Consider the following 19,760-nt stretch of genomic DNA (forward strand, 5'->3'; position numbering starts at 1 on the left):
GTGGTGCTCCAGCACCACTTACCGCGCACGGGCGGCGAAGCCGCGGGTCACTCCATCCAGATGATGATCATGTCGGCGACGCAGGCGGGGCGGTCCGAGCCCTCCAGCTCGACGACGGCGCGGAAGGTCACCTTGGCTCCGCCGGGCACCGGGTCGGCGCCGACCACGCTGACCGCGGCACGGACGCGGGAGCCGGCGGGGACCGGGGCGGTGAAGCGGACCTTGTCGAAGCCGTAGTTGAGGCCGAAGGTCGCCGAGGGGACCGTCGCGACCTCACCGATCATGGTCGGGACCAGCGACAACGTGAGCATGCCGTGCGCGATCGTGGTGCCATAGGGCCCGTCGGCGGCGCTCGTGCGGTCGACGTGGATCCACTGGTGGTCGTCCGTCGCGTCGGCGAAGGTGTCGATCCGCGGCTGCTCGACCACGCGCCAGGAGCTGTGGCCCAGCTCGGTGCCGGGGGCCACGGCGAGCAGGTCGGGGACGGCGGCGAAGGCGGTCAGGGCACTCAGCTCCTCGGACGGTCGGGCGAGACGACGGCGAGCGCCTCGCGCAGCGCCGCGGCCAGCTCGACGGGGTGGTCGATCATCAGGTGGTGGTGGGCGCCGGGGACGTCGAACTGCGGCACCGGGCGCCCGATCAGCGCGGCGAGGTCGGCCCCGGCCGAGGGCGGGACCAGCACCGACAGCTCGCCACGCACGACGGCGACGGGGCCGGGCAGGTCGGGCAGCCGCGTGCACATGCCCGGCCTGCCGACCGCGCCGAAGATCAGCGGGTCGACCTTCCAGGCGTAGCCGCCGGGCACCGGCCGCACCGAACCCTCCGCGATCGCGCGCAGCACCCCCGGGTCGGCCTCCGGCTGCGGCGGCGTGAGCCGGAACCGGCCGGCCACCTCGTCGAGGTCGGCGAAGATCCGCGTGGCCCTGGGCGGCCGCCACTCCGGGGCCTCCGCCGGGGACCCGTCGACGACGATCGAGTCGACGAGGACGACTCCGGCGGAGGCGGCCGGGTCGAGCACCGCCGCCCCGGCCGTCACGAGCCCGCCGACGCTGTGCCCCACCAGCACCGCCGGTCCGCCGAACGCCTCGCGCACGACGGCCAGGACGTCTCCGGACCAGGAGTCCAGGTCGTACACCGCACGCCGCCCGGAGTCGCCGTGCCCGGCGAGGTCCATGCTCACCACGGCGAACCGCTCCGGCAGCGCGGGCAGCAGGTGTTCCCACCAGCCCGCGTGCGCGGACGTCCCGTGGACCAGCACCAGCGGCACCGTGCCGGGACCGGGCCGGCGGCGGTAGGCGATCGGCACCCCGTCGGACGCGGTGGCGGTCGCCGGGCCGAGGACGGCGGTCATCCGGCGAGCGTGCCCTCCGTGTCGGCGAACTGCTCCGCGCCGAAGTAGGCCGCCTCGACGAGGTGCCGGTCGCGGAGCAGGTCGGCCGCGGCCCCGGTGAGGACGACGCGGCCGTGGTTGAGGATCACGCCCCGGTCGGCGATCGACAGCGCGAGCTCGATGTGCTGCTCGACCAGCACGAGCCCGATGCCGTCCTCCTTCGCGAGGTCCCGGATCGCCGGCAGCATCTCCTGCACGATCTTCGGCGCGAGCCCGAGGCTCATCTCGTCGATGATCAGCACCTTCGGCCGGGCCAGCAGCGCCTTCGCGATGGCCAGCATCTGCTGCTCGCCGCCGGACATCAGCCCGGCGCGCCGCGAGTCCAGGTTCCGCAGCACCGGGAACCGGTCGAGGACCTGCGCCTCGCGCTCCGGGTCGGCCTTGCGGGCGGCGAGCCGCAGGTGCTCGCGGACGGTGAGGCCGTAGAAGATCCCGCGGTCGTCGGGCACCAGCAGCACCCCGGACCGGGCGATCTGGTGGGGCTTGCGACGGCCGAGCGGGGCGCCGAGCACGCGGACCTCGCCGCCGAGCAGCGGGACGAGCCCGACCATGGCGAGCAGGGACGTCGTCTTGCCGGCGCCGTTGGGCCCCAGGAGCGCGACGACCTCACCCGGGCCGACGGACAGGGACAGCCCGCGGATCGCCGGCACGCCGTTGTAGCCGGCGGCCAGGTCCGTGGTCTCCAGAAGCGTGTCAGGCATGGCTCGCCTCCACCGGGGCGCCGAGGTAGGCCGCCACCACCGTCGGGTCGGTCCGGGCCTCGGCCGGGGTGCCGGTGAAGATCTGCTTGCCGAACTCCAGCACCGTCACCGTGTCGCAGACGCCCAGGACCAGGGACATGTCGTGGTCGATCAGCAGGACCCCGGGGCCGGAGTCCGCGATCGACCGGATGCGGCCCGCGAAGGACTGGCTCTCCATCGAGTCCAGGCCCGCGGCGGGCTCGTCGAGCAGCAGTACCTCGGCCCCGCCCGCCAGCGCGCGGGCCACGCCGACCAGCTTCTGCTGGCCGAGCGACAGGTCCCGGGCGAGGGTGTCCGCCACGTCCCCCAACCCGACGACGTCGAGCGCGCGGGCGACCACGTCGTCGCTCCCCTTCCGGCGCGGGACGAAGATGTCCCGCACCAGCGTGCGCCACCCTCCGGTCCGCGCCGCCACCAGCAGGTTCTCGGCGACGGACAGGTTGCCGAAGAGCTCCCCGGACTGCCAGGTCCGGGACAGGCCTGCGGAGCGCCGCTCGTGCGGGGGCAGCGCGTCGATCCGGGTGCCGTCGAGCAGGATCTCGCCCTCGCAGGCGGTGAACCCGGTGACGGCGTCGACGAAGGTCGTCTTCCCCGCGCCGTTCGGACCGATCAGCCCGACGACCTTCCCCGGCTCGACGTCGATGGTCACAGAGTCGTTGGCGACCAGTCCGCCGTAGCGGACCGTCAGGTCGCGCGTGTGCAGTCCCTTGTCGGACACGGGCTCAGACACGGGACGGCTCCTTCGGCGCCGGCGCCTCGGGCACCGTGGACGGTGGCGGCCCCGAGCGCGAGAGTTTCCGTTTCACCCAGGCGACCTGCTCGCGGGTGGCGCCCGCGATGCCGACCGGGTTGAGCAGGGCGGTGATGATCAGGCCGAGGCCGGAGATGAGCGCGTAGTACTCGCCGAGGTCGAACACGCCGCGCAGCAGCGTGTAGACGATGCCGAGCGGGCCGAGGACGCCGGCCACGATCGCGCCGCCCACGCTCGTGATACCGCCGAGGTAGGCCACGGCGAGCACCTGGAGCCCGGCGAACACGCTGAACGACTCCGCGGACAGCTGGCCGCGGCTGAAGCCGATCAGACAGCCCGCGATGCCGGCGATGAACGCCGAGATGGCGAAGCCGATCAGCTTGGTCTTGCGCACGTCGATGCCGCTGGACGCCGCCGCGCGCTCGTTGGCGCGCACCGCGAGGAACGCCCGGCCGGTGTCGCCGGAGGCGACCCGGATGAACATCCACACCAGGATCGCGGCGATGACGAGCACCATGACCGAGAACGAGATCCGGGCCAGGTCACGGCCCTCGCGCACGCCCAGGTTGAGCCCGAACAGCGTGGCGTCCGCGATCGGGTTCCCCTCGGGCGGGCTCAGTGTGTAGTTGTTGAACACGAACCGCTCGATGGCCAGCGCCGCCGCGATCGTGACGATCGCGAGCTGCGCCCCGCGGATCCGGAAGGCGGGCAGTGCCACCAGCATGCCGAGCCCCGTCGCGACGAGCGCGCAGAGGATCAGCGAGACGGGGAACGGGATGCCCCAGTTCGTGGTGACCTTCGACAGGCAGAATCCGGCGGCGCCGGCGAATGCGCCCTGCGCCAGCGAGATCTGGCCGAGGTACCCGGTGAGCACCACGTAGGACAGCGCCAGCAGCATCACGATGATCGACGTGGTGACCCCGAAGCGCCACGTGCCCTGGGTGAAGGACAGCGCCGCGACGCCCACCACGAGCATGATCACGGCGGGGATCGGCTTGAACCTCGGGATCGACACGTCCGGCAGCCGGACGGTCTGCAGCGAGCCGCGGGACGGCAGCCGCTTGCCCTGCACGAACAGGATGACCATGACGACCGCGAACGGGACGACCTGGTCGAGACCGGACTGCGCCCACTGCGGCCAGAACGGTTTGGTGATCAGCAGGTTGATCAGCGACTGGAAGGCGCCCATCAGCAGCGCGGCGACCACCACGATCGCGATCGACTCCATGCGGGCGACGAGCAGCACCGCCAGGGCCGGGACCACGAGCAGGGTGTAGTTGTCCGCGTTGAGGCCGGTCAGCGAGCTGCCCAGCATGACGGCGACCGTGCCGAGCATGATCGCGACGACCTGCGCGACGGCGGCCAGCCGGTCGGGCGAGAAGCCCATCAGCACCGCGGCGCGCTCGTTCTCCGACGCCGCACGGGTGGCGACGCCGGCGCGGGTGAAGCGCAGGTAGGCCCAGACCGCGGCGGCGAGCAGCACCATGATCGCGGCCATGACGAGCTCGCGGGTCGGGATGTCCGCGCCGAACAGGGTGAACGAGTCCTCGGGGATGAGGGAGTCGACGTCGATGTTGTTCGGGCCGAACCGCAGCACCACCAGGGCCTGGAGGGTGATCATCACCGCGACGGACACGACCACCTGGGCCAGCACCGGGGCGTGGCGCACCGGGCGGAAGATCACGTAGTGCACGAGCAGGCCGAGCAGGAACGCCGTCGCCAGGCCGATCAGCGCGGCGACCGCGACGGGTGGGCGGCGCTCGAGCTCGATCGAGCCGATCGGGAAGACCAGCGTGCCGTCCAGCCGGAGCTGGGCGAAGACGAAGGCGCCCCACATGGCCATGGCGCCCTGGGCGAAGTTGATGATGCCGGTGGCGCGGTGCACCAGCAGGAGGCCGGTGCCGAGGCCGATGTAGATCGCACCCAGCCCCAGACCGAGGACCACGAACTGCAGGATCGTCCCCACGGGAATCCTTCCTCAGAGGGAGGGCGGATCCCCTGTGCGACAGGGGATCCGCCCGGGGCCGGCTAGGCAGCGCTCATCTTCGACGGGTCGAGGGCGATGAAGCCGTTCGGGTCGACCGGCTTCATCGAGCCGTCCGGCTGGACCTCGAAGAAGATCGCCTCGTGGCTGCAGGAGGCCGGCCGGTTGGCCCACTGCTGGCCGTCACAGGTCACCTTCGGGCCGGCGAAGGTCGGCATGTCCTTGACCGCCTTCATGGCCGTGGTCACCGACTCCGGGGTGATCTCACCCTGGATGCCCTTGAGCACGTTCGCCAGGTTGACCATGCCCGCGAAGGAGTACAGCGAGCGGGCGGACTGCTGGTCGCCGCGGTCGATCTCCTCCATGGAGGTGGCGAAGTCGTCCAGCTGCTGCTGGACCTCGGCCGGGGCGTTCGCCTTCGACGCCGGCACCCAGACGCGCGGCTGGACGATCGCGCCCGCGGCGTCCTGCTTCATCTCCGCGATGAACTGCGAGCAGGAGCCCGCGAAGATCGTGCCGTCGTAGCCCTGCGCGCGCAGCGCCTTGAACAGGCCGGTGCAGCCGTCCTCGGTCAGGGCGATGATGCCCGCGACGTCCGGGTTGGTGGACAGCTCGGTGGCGGCCATGACGTTGAAGTTCATGTTGTTGCCGGGCACGTAGAGCGGCGTGACGTTCATGCCGAGGTTCTTCGCCGCGGGCATGACCAGCTTGTCCACGTAGCCGTGGCTCGGCGGGCCGTCGGTGACCGCCAGCGAGGCGTTCTTCTTGCCGATCTGGTCGAGGATCGTGACCATGCCCAGCGCGCTGGTCTCCAGCGGGCCGGAGAAGTAGAAGGACTGGCCCCAGGGGAGCGAGTCGACCACCGCGGTGGCGCCGAGCTCGCCGATGATCGGGATCTTGGCCGCGGTGAGGACGGGGACCGCGCCGCCGACCGAGCCGTCGTAGGCGTCGAACACCGCGACGACGTTCTCGGTGACGAACTGGTTCGCGCAGTTGACCGCCGTCTCGGGGCTGCCGTCGCCGGCGCACAGGTCGATCTTCAGCGGCCGGCCGTTGATGCCGCCCAGCTTCTCGTTCACGTACCGCTCGGCCGCCTGGGCGCCGTAGCCGGTCTGCGGGTAGGCGGTGGCGCCGTCCATCGGGGCCAGCACGCCGACGACCACCGGTTCGCCCGTGAGGCCGCCGGAGGCGTCGGAGGAGCCCTCGCCGGAGCTGCAGCCGGCGAGTGCGAGGGCCACGGCCGCGGCGGAGGCGACGGCGGCGAGCGTTCTCTTCATCGAGATCCATCCCTTTCGGCGGGACACGCTGGGTTCATCGGGGGAGTGCGCGGGCAGGGGGGAGCGGCCCGGCGGGGACGCCCACGTCGTCGGGGGCGCGTCCCGCCGGGCCTGCTTCCGTCGGGGGACGAGGAGCGGACCGGGCCGGTCAGCTGGCCAGGCCGGCGGCCTTCAGGCCGAGCGCGCGCGCCCGGTCCAGGTCGTAGTTCTTGCGGGTGACCAGGCGCTGGGCGTAGAGCCCGCCGCCCGACTGGATGTTGGTCACCAGGTGCCAGCCGCCGTAGGCGTCGGCCGTGGTGTCCCGGATCGCGTGGAACAGCTTCGAGCGGTACTCGCCCGAGATCCCGCCGCCCGTGCTCATGTACTTCTCGAGGTACGGGTGCAGCGTCGGGTTCTCGAAGTCCGCCATCGACGGCGCGGTGACCACGGCCCCGCCCGCGATGTCGTGCAGGTGGCGCACCATCACGCCGAACTGCGACGCGCCCTGGTACTTGGTCACGTTGGTGAACATGTCGTCCGGGTAGTAGTAGCCCTCGGGCGTGCTGTGCGCGTTCCCGATCGCGGCCTCGAGCCCGGCCCGCAGCAGCGTCGCGTGGATCATCATCTCGTCGATCTTCTCCCGGACGTGGGAGACCTTCGCCGTGCCGTTGGCCTCGGCGATCAGGTGCGCGAGCCCGACGAGCTCGTCCGCCTGCTGCACCATGAACGAGATGCCGCCGAGGCGCTCCCACAGGCCCAGGGAATGCGCGAACACCGCGGCGTGCTCGGTCTCGCCGTCGAGGAAGACCCGCTCGTTGGGGACGAACACGTCGTCGAAGATGCACATCGAGTCCGGCATGGACTCGTGGGAGGACACCGGGAAGTCCCGCGGGTCGCCGTGCAGCGGGTGGTAGGTGGTGTTGGTGATGTGCACGCCGGGGGAGTTGACCGGGACCGCGCACGCGATCGCGTAGTCCTCCTCGCCGGGCCGCATCGTCTTGGTCGGCATGACCATCAGGTCGTGGCCGAGCGCCGCGCCGCTGATGTGCAGCTTGGCGCCCCGGATGACCACGCCGTCGTCGCTGCGGGAGACGACCCGCACGTAGGCGTCGGGGTCCTCCTGCTTGCCCGGGTGCAGGCTGCGGTTGCCCTTGGCGTCGGTGATGCACTCGGTGATGCGGATGTCCTCCCGGCGGGCCTTCTCCACGTAGGCCTCGATGCGCGGGATGTACTGGGGGGCGGAGCCCTCCAGCCGGCCCGCCGCGACCAGGACGGTCATCAGGGACTGGTAGGTCACGTTGAGGACCAGGTCGAGCTCCATGAGCTCGGGGATCCGGTCCCGCAGCTCCTGCACGCTGCGCGGCGCGCTGACCACGGGGTTCACCGCGTCGGGGGCGGACGAGTAGTACTTGTCGTAGCCGTCCGCGACGGCGTTGAGCGGGACGGACAGGCCGGGCTCGGCGTCCATGTCCTCGATGAGCCTGCCCTGGAAGTAGACCTTCCGGCCGTCCTTGAGGGACTCCTTGTACTCCTGGCCGGTCAGCATGCGTTGGCGCTCCAGATCGTCGGCGGATGGACGACGCCGGCGGCCGGCCCAGGAGGGGCCGACGAGTGATTGTGACGTCGTCGTCATGTGGCAATATCGACGGTGATCCCGGTCATGTCAACCACCAGTTTGCGAACGATCGGCCAGCTCGCAGGCGGTGCGAAAAAGTGAGATTGACACCGACGTCACATCCGCTGCACGCTGTCGGCCGTGTACGCAGAGCAGCGTGAACCCGAGTTCGGGTGGACCGACGAGCACCGTGGACTGCGCGAGACCGTGCGGCGCGTGCTCGCCGATTGGGCGCCCGTGGCACGCGCCCGCGAGCTGGCCGAGGCGGGGGAGCGGCACGACCCCGCGCTGTGGTCCGAGCTCGCCGAGCAGGTCGGGTTGCAGGGGCTGGCCCTCCCCGAGCGGCACGGCGGTTTCGGCGGCACCCTGCTCGACCTCGCGATCGTCGTCGAGGAGATGGGGCGGGTGCTGCACGGCGGCCCGTTCCTGCCGACCGTCGGGCTCGCCGCCCCCGTCCTGCTCGCCGCCGACGGCGGGGAGGAGGCCCAGGACGGCGGGCCGGCCGCCGAGTACCTGCCCCGGATCGCCGACGGCTCCCTGACCGCGGCCCTCGCGGTGGAGGCCTGGGGTCCGTCCGGCGAGCCCGTCGTGACGACCACGGCCGACGCCGCCGGGCGACTGACCGGCACCGTGCCCGTCGTCCTCGACGGCGGCGACGCCGACCTGCTGGTCGTCGCCGCCCGCGGTCCCGGCGGACCGGCTCCCTACCTGGTCGAGGCCGGTGCCGCGGGGCTCACCCGGACCCCGTTGGAGACCCTCGACCTCACCCGCCGAGCCGCCCGGATCACCCTCGACGGGACGCCCTCGCGCGCCCTCGGCGACCCGGCCCGCGGGGCCGCGGTCCTCGCCCGGGCCCGGGCGGTCTCGTCCGTGCTGGTGTCGGCCGAGCAGGTCGGCGGGATGACCGCGGCGACCGACCTCACCGCCGAGTACGCCCGCACCCGCCGGCAGTTCGGCCGGCTCATCGGCTCCTTCCAGGGCGTCAAGCACCGGCTGGCGGACATGGCCGTCCGGCAGGAGATGGCGCACTCCGCGGCCTACTGGGCCGCCTGGCAGGAGCCCGGCACGCCGGAGTTCGCGCAGGCCACGACCATCGCCCGCTCCTACTGCGGCGACGCCTTCCTGCAGACCGGGCTCGACGCGATCCAGCTGCACGGCGGCATCGGCTTCACCTGGGAGCACGACGCCCACCTCTACCTCCGCCGGGCCCGCGCCGACCGGGCGCTGCTCGGCTCCCCGCAGCTGGCCAGGGCCGAGCTCGTTCCCGCGCTCGTGCCCACCGTGCCGGCGCGCACGACCACCGAGGGGATCTCCGCATGACCGTGACAGAACCCGGCACCGAACCCGTCACCGAACGGGTCACGCTCGCCCCCGGCGCCTCGGACGCGGAGATCATCGCCGCCGTCGAGGCGTGGCTGCGGGCCCACCTGCCCGAGGACTGGCGGGCCGCCGTCGCCCGCGGCGACCTGGCCGCCGTCGAGACGATCCGCGAGGACCCCGCCCGCGGGCCCGCCTGGTTCGACCTGCTCGGCGACTCCGGGCTGGCCACGCCGACCTGGCCCGTCGAGCACGGCGGGCTGGGGCTGCCCGCGGACCGCGGCGCCGTCGTCACCGAGGCGCTGGCGCGGTACCGCGCCGAGCGGCACAACCGGGACTTCGTCGGGCTCGTCCTGGCCGGGCACACGATCCTGGAGTGGGGCAGCCCGGAGCAGAAGGCCGAGCGGCTGCCCGCGCTGCGCCGCGGCCGCGAGTTCTGGTGCCAGCTGTTCAGCGAGCCGGGCGCGGGCTCGGACCTGGCCGGGCTGTCCACCCGGGCGGTCCAGCAGGCGGACGGGACCTGGCTGATCAACGGCCAGAAGGTCTGGAACTCCTACGCCCACCTCGCCGACTTCGGGCTGCTGATGGCCCGTACCGACCCGGCGGCGCCGAAGCACCGCGGGATCACGTACTTCCTGCTGGACATGCGCACGCCCGGCGTCGAGCCGCGGCCGCTGAAGCAGATGACCGGCAACGCCGAGTTCAACGAGACCTTCCTGACGGACGTCGTGGTCCCGGACTCCGCGCGGATCGGCCCGGTCAACCAGGGCTGGTCGGTCGCGATCACCACCCTGATGCAGGAGCGCAACGGTCTCTCCGGGCGCCCCGCCGTGGGGCCGGGGGAGGCGGACTCGCTGGTCGCCCGCGCCGTCGGGAACGGCGCCTGGGAGGACCCGGTGCTGCGGGAGCGGCTGCTCGAGGCCTACGTGGAGGAGAAGGTCCTCCAGATGACGACGGTGCGCAGCTTCGTCGCCTCCGGGGACGCCGCGCCGACGGCCGAGGGCTCGATCCGCAAGCTCGCGCACTCGATGCTCGCCGAGAAGCTCGGGGTGCTCGGCACCGATCTCGAGGCGGACGGCGCCGTGGCCTGGGACCCCGCGGAGGGGAGCGAGGCGGCGGACCGCTTCCTCGCGATGAAGACCTACTCGATCGCGGGCGGGACCTCGGAGATCCAGCGCAACATCATCGCCGAGCGGGTGCTGGGGCTGCCGAAGGACCCGGACCCCGAGCGGCACCTGCCCTTCAACGAGCGGGGCCGGGGATGAGGCCGTCCACGCAGCGGAGCGGAGTGGCGCGATGATCGAGCCGGTACACCTCTCCGTCCCGGCCGAGGGGGTCCTGCTGATCACCCTCGACCGGCCCGAGGCCCGCAACGCCGTCAACGCCCGGCTGGCCGAGCTGGTGTCGAAGGCGATGGACCGCCTCGACTCCGATCCCGACCTGCGCGTCGGCATCCTGACCGGCGCGGGCGGCACGTTCTGCGCCGGGGCGGACCTGAAGGCGTTCGTCCGCGGCGAGCGGCCCTACGCCGGGGTGCGCGGGTTCGCCGGGCTGGTCGAGCAGCCCCCGGAGAAGCCGCTGATCGCGGCGGTCGAGGGCTATGCGCTCGCGGGCGGCTGCGAGATCGTGCTGGCCTGCGACCTGGTGGTCGCGGCCGAGAGCGCCACCTTCGGGATCACCGAGGTCAAGCGGGGCCTGGTCGCCGCGGGCGGCGGGCTGCTGCGGCTGCCCGAGCGCATCCCGTACCACGTCGCGATGGAGCTGGCCCTGACCGGCAACCACGTGCCGGCCCCGCGGATGGCCGCGCTCGGCCTGGTCAACCGCCTGGTGCCGACCGGCGGGGCGCTCGACGCGGCCCTCGCCCTCGCCGGCGAGATCACCGCGAACGGCCCGCTGGCCGTCCGCATCAGCAAGAGGATCGTCGCGGAGTCGGTCGGCTGGCCCGCCGAGGAGAAATGGGCCCGCCAGCGCGAGGTCGCCGAGCCCATCTCCTCCTCGGAGGACGCCCGCGAGGGCGCACTCGCCTTCGCCGAGAAGCGCGCGCCCGTCTGGCGCGGCAAGTAGCGGTACGTAGCAGCTCGTTCCCCATCGGTTCTCGACGAGGAGATCCCATGACGGCCCCGCTCGCGTTCTCCCTCGGTGAGGCGCTCCCGCTGTCCGCGGCGCGCCACCCCGACAAGGCGGCGTTCCTGTTCCCCGACGGGACGGAGCACTCCTTCGCCCTCACCAACTCCCGGGTCAACAAGCTGGTCTCGGCGCTGCAGGCGCACGGGATCGGGCGGGGCGACCGGCTGGCGGTGCTGGCGCTCGACTCGCACCGCTACGTCGAGATCGTGCTGGCCTGCCTCAAGCTCGGTGCGGTCTACATGCCGCTGAACTACCGGCTGATGCGGCCCGAGGTGGACGTCTTCCTCGAGCGCGGGCAGGCCGTCGCGATGTTCCACGACGCCCGGTACGCCGACCTGCTGGCCGGCATCGCCGACCAGCACCCGTCGCTGCGGCTCGTGATCGAGATGGAGACCGCGTTCGACGGGTTCGTCGAGACCGGGCAGGACGTCGAGCCGCCGGTCGTCTGCCAGGACCGGGACCTGCTCGGCCTGGCCTTCACCTCCGGCACGACCGGCACGCCGAAGGGCGTGCTGCAGTCCCAGGGGATGATGAAGGCGATCGTCGAGCACGGGATGATCACCAACCAGCCGCGCCCGGACGACGTCCGCTACGTCGCCGCGCCCGCCTTCCACGTCACCGGCATCGCCGGCCTGCTCGGCGGCGTGGCCACCGGGTTCACCTCGCTGCTGCTGCCGCAGTTCGACCCGGGGACCGTCCTCGGGTTCATGGCGGAGGACCGGATCACCGGGGCGTTCCTCGTCCCGACCATGATCAGCACGCTGCTGCAGCAGCCCGGGGTGGCCGACCACGCCTACGACCGGCTGCGGCTCATCTACTACGGCGCCGCGCCGATGTCGCCGACCCTGCTGCGCCGTGCGATGGACGTCTTCGACTGCGAGTTCCTGCAGCTCTTCGGCGCGGGCACCGAGGCGGGGCTGCAGGCCTTCCTCACCCCGGAGGAGCACCGGCTGGCGCTCGCCGGGCGCACCGAGCTGCTCGGCTCGATCGGGCGCCCCGGGTACGGCATCGCGCTGCGGCTGGTCGACGAGGACCTCAACGACGTGCCCGTCGGCGAGGTCGGCGAGATCGCGACCCGCAGCGACATGCTCATGGACGGCTACCTCGACATGCCGGAGGAGACCGAGCGGGCCTTCGCCGGCGGCTGGTTCCGCGCGGGCGACATGGCCTACCGGGACAAGGACGGCTACCTCTACCTGCACGGACGCAAGAAGGACATGATCATTCGGGGTGGCGAGAACATCTACCCCGTGGAGATCGAGACGGTGCTGGCCGAGCACCCGGCGGTGGTGCAGTGCGCCGTGGTCGGGGTGCCGGACGAGCACTGGGGCGAGACCGTGCGCGCCTTCGTCACCGCCCCCTCGTGGACCGGGACGGCGGAGGAGCTGGCGACCGAGCTCGTCGAGCTGTGCCGGGGCAGGCTCGCCCGGTACAAGGTGCCCGCGGACGTCGTCGTCCGCGAGGAGCTGCCGATGAACGCCAGCGGCAAGATCCTCAAGCGCGAGCTCAGACGGACCGGGTCGTGACCGCCCGCGCGGCGACCGCGCAGGTCACGGCCGGTAGACTGGCCCGTCCGGACGGTGGGACGCGCGGCCGGATCCCGCCTCGGGGGCCGCGATGACGGGGGGCCGCACGGCTCCGAAGGGACGGACGATGGCATCGCGCGGCGGCAGTACCCGCGGCAGGCGGGTGACCGGCGCCAGCGACCCGCAGCAGCAGCGGCGGGAGAGCGGCCCGCAGACCGACAAGGGCCAGCAGCGGCGCGACCAGCTCCTCGAGGCGGCCCACACCGTGTTCCTGCGCAGGGGGTTCGTCGACGCCCGGGTAGCCGACATCGTGGCCGAGGCGCGGGTCGCGCAGGGCACGTTCTACAGCTACTTCGACTCGAAGGAGACGATCTTCCGCGAGGTGTGCGAGAAGGTCGTCGAGCGGATGATGTCCGACGTCGCGGCCGCCACGGTGGTCCCGCGGGACGCGACGATGGTGGAGCGCATCCGGGCCGGCCTGCGCGGCTACATCCAGGTCTACCGGGAGAACGCCGGGATGGTCGCGCTGATGGAGCAGGTCGGCACGTTCTCCCCGGAGATGCGGGAGATGCGGTTGCACGTCCGCGAGGCGTGGCTGGCGCAGCTCGAGCGGGTGCTCAAGCGGCAACAGGCCGACGGGATCGCCGACCCGACGCTCGACCCCTTCATGACGGTGCAGGTGCTGGGGGCGATGGCCGACCACACCTGCTACGTCTGGCTCTCCCTCGGCAAGCCGTTCGAGGAGGAGGACGTGCTCGAGTCGCTCACCACGGTGTGGGCGCGCACGATCGGGGTCGACGACTCCACCGCCTGGCGCACGGCGGCCGGTACCGCCCCGGCCTGACCCGCGAGTCGGGGCTCCGGCACCGCGAGTCGGGGGCTCTGGCACCGCGAGTCGCGCGCTCTGGCACCGCGAGTCGCGCGCTCTGGCACCGCGAGTCGCGCGCTCTGGCACCGCGAGTCGCGCGCTCTGGCACCGCGAGTCGCGCGTTCCGGCACCGCGAGTCGCGCGTTCCGGCACCGCGAGTCGCGCGTTCCGGCACCGCGAGCCGCGCGTTTCGGGTGGTCAGCGGGCGGGCACTGTCCCCGCATGACCGAGCCCGCCGCCGACGCCCCGTCCGTGACCGATCTCGACGAGCTGCGCGAGGTCGAGGCCGACTGCACGGGGTGCGAGCTCTACAAGGCGGCCGGGCCGACGGTCGGGGGTGAGGGCCCGCGGAGCGCGTGGCTCATGCTCGTCGGCGAGCAGCCCGGCGATCAGGAGGACAAGGCGGGCAAGCCCTTCGTCGGGCCTGCGGGGCGCGTCCTCGACCAGGCCCTCGACGAGGCCGGCATCGCCCGCGACGAGGTGTTCGTCACCAACGCGGTCAAGCACTTCCGGTTCGAGGAGCGCGGGAAGCGCCGGATCCACAAGCAGCCGACCGTGCGCCAGGTCCGGGCCTGCCGCCCGTGGCTCGACGCCGAGCTGCGGCTGGTCGGGCCGCCCGTCGTCGGGGTGCTGGGCGCGGTGGCGGCCAAGTCGCTGCTGGGCCAGGACTTCCGGATCACCGAGCACCGCGGCGAGCTGCTGGAGCACGACGGGCGCACGGTCGTGCCGACCGTGCACCCGTCGTCGATCCTCCGGTCGGACCCGAAGGAACGGAAGGAGCTGCTGGCCGCCTTCGTCGCCGACCTGAAGATCATCGCCGGGGCGCGGCCCTAGATCTCCACGTCGACCTCGCCCACCTCCACCGCCTCGACGCTCCCGCCCGTCTGGGCGGCCAGCCAGGCGTGGAACCCTTCCGTGTCGGCGGCGGTGGCGGTGATCTCGACGTCCCGCCCGTAGGCGACGTCGACGACCGGGTACCCGGCCGCGCGCAGGGCGTTGTCCAGCCGGCCGGCGTCGGCGTGCGGCACGGCGAGCAGGAAGCGGGTGTGCCGGACGCGCCGGAGCACCCCCACGGCGTCGACCGTCTCCGACACCGCCCGGCCGTAGGCGCGCACCAGCCCGCCCGCGCCGAGCTTGACGCCGCCGAAGTACCGGGTGACCACGGCGACGACGTCCGTGAGCTCGCGACGCAGCAGCACCTCGAGCATGGGGACGCCCGCGGTGCCGGCGGGCTCGCCGTCGTCCGAGGAGCGCTGGACCTCGCCGGCGCGGCCGACGCGGAAGGCCGTGCAGTTGTGGGTGGCCGACCAGTGCTCGCGCCGGACCTCGGCGATGACCGCGGCGGCGCCCTCGGCGTCGGGCACCCGGACCAGCCGGCAGAGGAAGCGGGAGCGCTGGATCTCGATCTCGTGCTCGCCGTCCCGCGCGATCACGAGCAGCGGGTCCGGCATCTCGGTGACGCTACCGGGAGGCGCGACCGGCCCGCCGTCATCCCCGCTTTCGGGTACGTGCTGTGACACCGCTCGCGTTTCCGGGGCTGTTCGGTAACGATTCAGAAGATCGGCTCGTCACACTGGGCGAGGGACCGGCGACAGGCCCTCACGACAGATGAAGTTCCTGATGGAAAGGACAACATGACCACGTTCTGGACCACGGTCCGCAGCACTGTCCGCCGTTTCGACGACTGGACGCTCCACGCATTCAACCCGCAGTACCCGGTCGGCTCCCGCAGCTGACGCCCGGCGGAGCCGACCGGGTACGGTCCGGCTCTAGTGTCCGGGGGGACCGGCAGTGTCGCCGGCCGTCCCCTCGATCTCCTCGACCGGGGCCTTCACCGGCCGCAGCCGGACCCAGACGATGAAGAAGACCGCGAGCACGAGCATCGCGATCCCGGTGACCAGGTTGATGTTCCAGCCGCCCGCCTTCGCGATGTCGGCCTCGTCCGTCGCGACGAGCCCGACGATGAGCAGCACGAGCCCGTACACGACGAACAGCAGCGCGAGTACCGTGCGCAGGTCGAACAGCCGCGATGCGGTGGTCGAGACCGGCGCTTCCTGACCCGCCGTGGGGCCTTCCGGTTCCGTCATGGCCCGTCCCTTACCAGAAGATGATGTAGAGGATGGTGGTCAGGGCGAGCACGCCCACCGCGAGGACCGTCGGGCTGCGGTACCACCCGGCGTCGTCCCCGTGGCTCTCGTGGGTGCGCTCCTCCTTGGTGGTCAGGCTCCAGACCAGGCCGCCGAGCTCCGACGCCGGCTTCGGCGTGCTGACCATCGAGACGCCCACCGCCACGAGCACGCCGACGACGAACGCGGCGCTCGCCCCGACGAAGCTACCGGCCTGGCTGGACAGCGCGAGGACGTCGGTGGTCACCAGGACGTTCACGATCACCGCGGCCGCGGTGCCGGACAGCAGCCCGATCCACGCCGAGGTGCCGGTCATCCGCGGCCAGAACAGGCCGAGGATGAAGATCGCGAACAGCGGTGCGTTGAAGAAGCTGAACAGCGACTGCAGGTAGTCCATGATGTTGCCCGAGCCCGACGCGATGAACGCCGTGGCGATGGCGAGCACGCACCCGATCACCGTGATGGCCCGGCCGACCTGCAGGTAGTAGTGGTCCGGGCGGTTCGGCTTCACCCAGTCCTGCCAGATGTCGTAGGTGAACACGGTGTTGAACGAGCTGATGTTCGCCGCCATGCCCGCCATGAACGCCGCCAGCAGCCCCGCGATGGCGACGCCGAGGATGCCGTTCGGCAGGACCTCCTTCATCAGCAATGACAGCGCGTTGTTGTAGGTCACGTCCGTCTCGCCGCCGGCCTTGAGGGTCTGCAGCTGCGGGACCAGCACCGCCGCGACCATGCCGGGGATGATGATGACCAGCGGGATGAGGGCCTTCGGATAGGCGCCGATCAGCGGCGTCCGCTTCGCGGCGGACATGCTCTTGGCCGAGAGCGCGCGCTGGACCTCGGCGAAGTTGGTGGTCCAGTAGCCGAAGGACAGCACGAACCCGAGGCCGAACACGATGCCGATCACCGAGAGCGCCGGGTTCGCGATCTCCGTGAGCGACGTGCCGGGCCAGGCCGAGAGCTGCTCCGCGCCGCCGGGGCCGTTGGTGACCGCCTCCTTGAGCCCGTTCCAGCCGCCGACCCGGGCGAGCCCGGCAATCGTCAGCGGGATGAGCAGGGCGAGGATGACGAAGAACTGCAGGACCTCGGAGTAGATGGCCGCCGACAGCCCGCCGAGGGTGATGTAGGCCAGCACGATCAGCGCGGCGACCGGGATCGCCACCGCCAGTGACCAGCCGAGCAGGGCCTCCAGCAGCAGGCCGAGCGAGAACAGGTTCACGCCGGCGATGAGCACCGAGGACAGCGCGAAGATCACGGCCTGCACGCGCTGGGTGGTCCGGTTGAACCTCTTGTAGAGGAACTCGGGGACGCTGCGCGCCTTGCTGCCGTAGTAGAACGGCATCATCACCAGGGCGAGGAAGACCATCGCCGGGATCGCGCCGATCCAGTAGTAGTGCACGGTCGGGACGCCGTACTGCGCACCGTTGGCGACCATGCCGATGAGCTCGAGGGCGCCGAGGTTCGCCGAGATGAAGGCGAGGCCGGTGACCCACGCGGGCATCGAGCGGCCGGACAGCAGGAAGTCGAGGCTCGACGACACCGAGCGGCGGGCGGCGTAGCCGATGCCGAGCACCAGGATGAAGTAGAAGGCGACGAGCAGGTAGTCGAGGACGGTGGCGTCGAGCCGGAGGTCCGTCTGCCCCTGCGCAAGGATGGTCGTCATGCGAGTCCGCCTCGCAGCCGGGCCGCCGTGCGGCCCCGTCCGGTTCGCGTCATAGCGGCTCCCTCGCCGGTCCCGGTGCGGTACGTGTCGGGACGCAAGGTACCCCTTCCCGCGCGAAACTGAACATTATCCGACAGACTGAATCGGTCGAGGATGTGCGATCGAGACCGGCGCTTCGCCTTGAGGGCCCGAGCGATCAGCGCGGATCCTGCACGGATCTGTCCGGTCGGCCCGTTGACGCCCGTGTGGGGACGTTGCATTGTGTGCGAGTGGTGCGGGATGAGGGTGTGCGATCGTGAGCCTCCTCGCGCGCCAACGCCAGGAGCTCATCCTCGAGCAGGTGCGGGAGCGGGGCGCCGTCCGCGTGTCCGATCTCGCCGAGCGGTTCGGGGTGTCGGACATGACCGTCCGCCGGGACCTCGACGTCCTCGCCCGGCGGCGGCTCGTCGACAAGGTGCACGGCGGCGCGACGGCGGTGGGCTCCGTCGCGGCCAGCACGGACGAGCCCGGCTTCGCGGTGAAGTCCGGCCGGCAGCAGGAGGAGAAGGAGGCCATCGCCGAGGCCGCCGCCCGCTTCGTCGAGCCCGGCACGGCGATCGGGCTGTCCGCGGGGACCACGACGTGGGCGCTGGCCCGCCGGATCACCGAGGTCGCCGACCTCACCGTCGTCACCAACTCGATGGCGGTGGCCGAGGTCCTGCACGCCGCCCGCCGCCCCGACCGCACCGTCGTGCTGACCGGCGGGATCCGCACGCCGTCGGAGGCGCTGGTCGGGCCGGTCGCCGTGGCGGCGCTGCGCTCACTCAACCTCGACGTCGTGTTCCTCGGCGTGCACGGGATGAGCGCCGCCAGCGGCTTCACCACCCCGAACCTGATGGAGTCCGAGACCGACCGCGCGCTGGTCGAGGCCGGTCAGCGGCTCGTGGTGGTCGCCGACAGCACGAAGTGGGGGACCGCCGGCATCTCCACGATCGCCGAGCTCTCCGAGGCGGACGTCCTCGTCACGGACGACGGCCTCGACGACGACGCCCGCGCGGTGCTCGAGGGCGAGGTCGACCAGTTGGTCCTCGCCCCTACCCGCGGCTGAACGTCCGCGGGGGAGGGGTCGTCGGCGGTGACCGCTGGGCCGCTCTGGCAGGCTGCGGTCGCAGCTGGTGATCATGGAGGGAGATGGCGGCTTCTGCCCGTGATCGCCGTTCGGGACCGTGGGCGGCCCTATGTGGCGCTGAGGTGTCCCAGATGGCGATCACGCAGGTGCGTGGGTCGGCGCCGGCCGGTCGCGGCATGCGGAGTGTGGTGGTTCATGATCGCCGTTCGGGACCGTCGGTGGCCACATGTGGCGCCGAGGTGTCGCAGACGGTGGTCATGCTGACGGGCAAGGCCTGCTGGCCGCGGAGCGCCTCTGCCCATGATCGTCGTCTGTGACGGCTGGGCCGTCAGTTCGAGGCGGGATGCGGTCGCGACTGGTGATCATGGACCGGGACGCCGCGCGGCGTGACAGCTTCTACCCCTGATCGCCATGTGGGACCGTCGGCGGCCGTACCCGGCCGAGACCGGTCCCACATGGCGATCATGGTCGGGGGCCGTCGGGACCTTCGGCGAGGCCGGTCAGGGGCGGGGGCGGCCGCGCCAGGTGCCGGGGTGTTCGTAGAGCTCGCGCAGGTCCAGGAGGTGGCTGCGCATCGCCTCCTCCGCCTGCTCCGCCTCGCCCCGGGCGATGTGCTCGGCGATCGTGGCGTGGCAGGCGTCGACCTCGTCCCACTGCTCGCGGGCGACGGCGGCGCGGTCGAGCTTGGTCCGCAGCACGTCGCTGACCGGCTGGCCCATCATCGTGAACATCAGGTTCCCGGTGGCCATGAGGATCGTGGTGTGGAAGTCGAGGTGCGGGACGAAGCCGCTCGGGTCCCGGGGGTCCCGCGGCGCGGTGGCCGCGGCGCGCAGAGCCTCGACGGTCTCCTCGTCGGCGCGCTGGGCGGCGAGCCGGGCCGCCGCGGGCTCCAGCAGCAGGCGGGCCTCGAGCAGGTCGCCGATCCGGAGCTGCGGGGTGGCGACGAGGACGCCGAGCGCGCTGCCGACGTCCTCGACCAGCTTCGTGGGGTCCGGCGCGCTGACGAACGACCCGCCCTGCACCCCGCGCCGGGTCTCGATGAGGTGCTGGCTGGCCAGTGACCGCAGCGCCTCACGCACTGTGGAGCGGCTGACGCCGAACATCCTGGTCAGCTCGGCCTCCGCGGGGAGCCGGGCGCCGGGTTCGAGGAGGCCCTGCATGATCTGGGAGCGCAGCTCGTCCGCCACCTGCCGGTAGGCCGGCCGCACGCGCTGGACGCGCAGGTGTGCGACCGGCGCGCCGGCCCGGACCGCGGGACCGGACGGCACCCGGTCGGACGCCGCCCCGCC

18 protein-coding genes are annotated in these 19,760 nt (G+C 72.3%); 7 read left to right on the forward strand and 11 right to left on the reverse strand.

Annotated features, from left to right (window positions below; translation table 11 throughout):
- Positions 1-47: 47 nt before the first annotated feature.
- The 7 genes from AB0B41_RS37760 to AB0B41_RS37790 all read right to left on the reverse strand — a co-directional run bounded on the left by AB0B41_RS37760 (position 48) and on the right by AB0B41_RS37790 (position 7,667).
- Entirely contained in the window at positions 48-467 is a 420-nt protein-coding gene (locus AB0B41_RS37760; RefSeq protein ID WP_358211830.1) for a MaoC family dehydratase, read from the reverse strand.
- A gap of 41 nt (positions 468-508) precedes the next feature.
- On the reverse strand, positions 509-1,351 hold the full coding sequence (locus tag AB0B41_RS37765) for an alpha/beta hydrolase (protein WP_358211831.1): 843 nt from the start codon (positions 1,349-1,351) through the stop codon (positions 509-511).
- Positions 1,348-2,091 carry an ABC transporter ATP-binding protein gene (locus AB0B41_RS37770; protein WP_358211832.1) on the reverse strand — a complete coding sequence of 248 codons (744 nt, stop codon included), beginning with the start codon at positions 2,089-2,091 and terminating at the stop codon, positions 1,348-1,350. Before AB0B41_RS37770 ends, AB0B41_RS37765 begins: the two co-directional genes overlap by 4 nt.
- Positions 2,084-2,860 (reverse strand): ABC transporter ATP-binding protein, encoded by a 777-nt coding sequence (locus AB0B41_RS37775; RefSeq protein ID WP_358211833.1) that lies wholly within the window; start codon positions 2,858-2,860, stop codon positions 2,084-2,086. Before AB0B41_RS37775 ends, AB0B41_RS37770 begins: the two co-directional genes overlap by 8 nt.
- The gene (locus tag AB0B41_RS37780; RefSeq protein WP_358211834.1) at positions 2,853-4,847 is read right to left on the reverse strand and encodes an ABC transporter permease; all 1,995 of its coding nucleotides are present in this window, start codon (positions 4,845-4,847) and stop codon (positions 2,853-2,855) included. Before AB0B41_RS37780 ends, AB0B41_RS37775 begins: the two co-directional genes overlap by 8 nt.
- 62 nt (positions 4,848-4,909) lie before the next feature.
- The gene (locus AB0B41_RS37785; RefSeq protein WP_358211835.1) at positions 4,910-6,142 is read right to left on the reverse strand and encodes an ABC transporter substrate-binding protein; all 1,233 of its coding nucleotides are present in this window, start codon (positions 6,140-6,142) and stop codon (positions 4,910-4,912) included.
- Between the two features lie 148 nt (positions 6,143-6,290).
- Entirely contained in the window at positions 6,291-7,667 is a 1,377-nt protein-coding gene (locus AB0B41_RS37790) for a 4-hydroxyphenylacetate 3-hydroxylase N-terminal domain-containing protein (protein ID WP_358211836.1), read from the reverse strand.
- Positions 7,668-7,877: 210 nt separating this feature from the next.
- Between AB0B41_RS37790 and AB0B41_RS37795 the strand changes: the two genes are divergently transcribed.
- The 6 genes from AB0B41_RS37795 to AB0B41_RS37820 all read left to right on the forward strand — a co-directional run bounded on the left by AB0B41_RS37795 (position 7,878) and on the right by AB0B41_RS37820 (position 14,408).
- Complete coding sequence (locus AB0B41_RS37795; RefSeq protein ID WP_358211837.1) at positions 7,878-9,056, forward strand: acyl-CoA dehydrogenase family protein; 1,179 nt, start codon at positions 7,878-7,880, stop codon at positions 9,054-9,056.
- Complete coding sequence (locus AB0B41_RS37800; RefSeq protein WP_358211838.1) at positions 9,053-10,318, forward strand: acyl-CoA dehydrogenase family protein; 1,266 nt, start codon at positions 9,053-9,055, stop codon at positions 10,316-10,318. Before AB0B41_RS37795 ends, AB0B41_RS37800 begins: the two co-directional genes overlap by 4 nt.
- Positions 10,319-10,349: 31 nt before the next feature.
- Complete coding sequence (locus tag AB0B41_RS37805) at positions 10,350-11,117, forward strand: crotonase/enoyl-CoA hydratase family protein (protein ID WP_358211839.1); 768 nt, start codon at positions 10,350-10,352, stop codon at positions 11,115-11,117.
- Between the two features lie 47 nt (positions 11,118-11,164).
- Positions 11,165-12,706 carry an AMP-binding protein gene (locus tag AB0B41_RS37810; protein WP_358211840.1) on the forward strand — a complete coding sequence of 514 codons (1,542 nt, stop codon included), beginning with the start codon at positions 11,165-11,167 and terminating at the stop codon, positions 12,704-12,706.
- 127 nt (positions 12,707-12,833) lie between these two features.
- Positions 12,834-13,550 carry a TetR/AcrR family transcriptional regulator gene (locus tag AB0B41_RS37815; RefSeq protein WP_358211841.1) on the forward strand — a complete coding sequence of 239 codons (717 nt, stop codon included), beginning with the start codon at positions 12,834-12,836 and terminating at the stop codon, positions 13,548-13,550.
- Positions 13,551-13,796: 246 nt separating this feature from the next.
- On the forward strand, positions 13,797-14,408 hold the full coding sequence (locus tag AB0B41_RS37820) for a UdgX family uracil-DNA binding protein (RefSeq protein ID WP_358211842.1): 612 nt from the start codon (positions 13,797-13,799) through the stop codon (positions 14,406-14,408).
- On the opposite strand, the gene AB0B41_RS37825 is transcribed toward AB0B41_RS37820, so the two are convergent.
- From AB0B41_RS37825 to AB0B41_RS37835, 3 genes are all read right to left on the reverse strand, one after another.
- Entirely contained in the window at positions 14,405-15,025 is a 621-nt protein-coding gene (locus AB0B41_RS37825) for a YigZ family protein (RefSeq protein ID WP_358211843.1), read from the reverse strand. The genes AB0B41_RS37820 and AB0B41_RS37825 overlap by 4 nt on opposite strands.
- 318 nt (positions 15,026-15,343) lie before the next feature.
- Positions 15,344-15,661: a hypothetical protein gene (locus AB0B41_RS37830; RefSeq protein WP_358211844.1), complete on the reverse strand. Its 318-nt coding sequence runs from the start codon at positions 15,659-15,661 to the stop codon at positions 15,344-15,346.
- A gap of 10 nt (positions 15,662-15,671) precedes the next feature.
- Positions 15,672-17,363: a sodium:solute symporter family protein gene (locus tag AB0B41_RS37835; RefSeq protein WP_358211845.1), complete on the reverse strand. Its 1,692-nt coding sequence runs from the start codon at positions 17,361-17,363 to the stop codon at positions 15,672-15,674.
- A gap of 295 nt (positions 17,364-17,658) precedes the next feature.
- Here AB0B41_RS37835 and AB0B41_RS37840 point away from each other — a divergent pair, with 295 nt between their 5' ends.
- On the forward strand, positions 17,659-18,450 hold the full coding sequence (locus AB0B41_RS37840; protein WP_358211846.1) for a DeoR/GlpR family DNA-binding transcription regulator: 792 nt from the start codon (positions 17,659-17,661) through the stop codon (positions 18,448-18,450).
- Positions 18,451-18,971: 521 nt separating this feature from the next.
- Here the strand turns inward: AB0B41_RS37840 and AB0B41_RS37845 are convergent.
- Entirely contained in the window at positions 18,972-19,739 is a 768-nt protein-coding gene (locus AB0B41_RS37845; RefSeq protein ID WP_358211847.1) for an FCD domain-containing protein, read from the reverse strand.
- Between the last annotated feature and the right edge of the window lie 21 nt (positions 19,740-19,760).

The sequence above is a fragment of the Pseudonocardia sp. NPDC049154 genome (assembly GCF_040648315.1).
In the GTDB taxonomy this organism is placed as follows: Bacteria; Actinomycetota; Actinomycetes; order Mycobacteriales; family Pseudonocardiaceae; genus Pseudonocardia.

What these genes read in the sequence shown, in the direction of transcription:
- AB0B41_RS37765 (WP_358211831.1), bottom strand. Translation starts at nt 1,351, where the DNA reads ATGACCGCCGTCCTCGGCCCGGCGACCGCCACCGCGTCCGACGGGGTG.
- AB0B41_RS37820 (WP_358211842.1), top strand. Translation starts at nt 13,797, where the DNA reads ATGACCGAGCCCGCCGCCGACGCCCCGTCCGTGACCGATCTCGACGAG.
- AB0B41_RS37830 (WP_358211844.1), bottom strand. Translation starts at nt 15,661, where the DNA reads ATGACGGAACCGGAAGGCCCCACGGCGGGTCAGGAAGCGCCGGTCTCG.
- AB0B41_RS37815 (WP_358211841.1), top strand. Translation starts at nt 12,834, where the DNA reads ATGGCATCGCGCGGCGGCAGTACCCGCGGCAGGCGGGTGACCGGCGCC.
- AB0B41_RS37805 (WP_358211839.1), top strand. Translation starts at nt 10,350, where the DNA reads ATGATCGAGCCGGTACACCTCTCCGTCCCGGCCGAGGGGGTCCTGCTG.
- AB0B41_RS37800 (WP_358211838.1), top strand. Translation starts at nt 9,053, where the DNA reads ATGACCGTGACAGAACCCGGCACCGAACCCGTCACCGAACGGGTCACG.
- AB0B41_RS37785 (WP_358211835.1), bottom strand. Translation starts at nt 6,142, where the DNA reads ATGAAGAGAACGCTCGCCGCCGTCGCCTCCGCCGCGGCCGTGGCCCTC.
- AB0B41_RS37825 (WP_358211843.1), bottom strand. Translation starts at nt 15,025, where the DNA reads ATGCCGGACCCGCTGCTCGTGATCGCGCGGGACGGCGAGCACGAGATC.
- AB0B41_RS37810 (WP_358211840.1), top strand. Translation starts at nt 11,165, where the DNA reads ATGACGGCCCCGCTCGCGTTCTCCCTCGGTGAGGCGCTCCCGCTGTCC.
- AB0B41_RS37790 (WP_358211836.1), bottom strand. Translation starts at nt 7,667, where the DNA reads ATGCTGACCGGCCAGGAGTACAAGGAGTCCCTCAAGGACGGCCGGAAG.
- AB0B41_RS37770 (WP_358211832.1), bottom strand. Translation starts at nt 2,091, where the DNA reads ATGCCTGACACGCTTCTGGAGACCACGGACCTGGCCGCCGGCTACAAC.
- AB0B41_RS37835 (WP_358211845.1), bottom strand. Translation starts at nt 17,363, where the DNA reads ATGACGACCATCCTTGCGCAGGGGCAGACGGACCTCCGGCTCGACGCC.